Raw genomic sequence first — 507 nt, 5'->3', positions numbered from 1 at the left:
CCTCCTGGCCGTCGAGCACGGCCATGTTCGCGGACTCGCCGAGCTCCTGCACCAGCTCGTCGAGCCGGCTGCGGGCCGCGGAGCCGAACTGGCGCCCGGCGGCCTCCCCCAGCAGGATCAGCCGCGGACCCAGCGCGTAGTTGCGGTTGGGGAGCTGGCGGACGTAGCCGGAGGGCACCAGCGTGCGCAGCAGCCGGTGGATGGTGGGCAGCGGCAGCCGCACGGCGGCGGAGAGCTCGCTGAGCGACATCTCCCCACCGGCCGCGGTGATCACCTCGAGGAGGTCGAACACGCGCTCCACCGATTGCACACCGCCCGACGCAGGTCGTGTGGTCATGGTCTCCCGATCCCTGGTTCGTCGACGTTCTCGCGGCCGGCCTCCGCACGGTCCGCGCCGGCAGGCATTGCGTGACAGGGGTCACGACGGTGCCTTGCCAACCCCTGCGGAGTCCCATAATATCCATAATACGGAAATTTCATTCCGCTATACGATTGAAATTGGCATCC

The 507-nt window shown here is 68.2% G+C and carries 1 protein-coding gene; it reads right to left on the bottom strand.

Annotated elements, in window-relative coordinates; translation table 11 throughout:
* On the bottom strand, nt 1-337 hold a 337-nt coding region (locus RCG67_RS17500), incomplete at its 3' end, for an IclR family transcriptional regulator (protein WP_368828098.1).
* Nucleotides 338-507 lie beyond the last annotated feature (170 nt).

This window comes from Kocuria cellulosilytica, assembly GCF_040981245.1.
In the GTDB taxonomy this organism is placed as follows: Bacteria; Actinomycetota; Actinomycetes; order Actinomycetales; family Micrococcaceae; genus Kocuria; species Kocuria cellulosilytica.
This window is presented reverse-complemented; position numbering and strand designations above follow the sequence as displayed.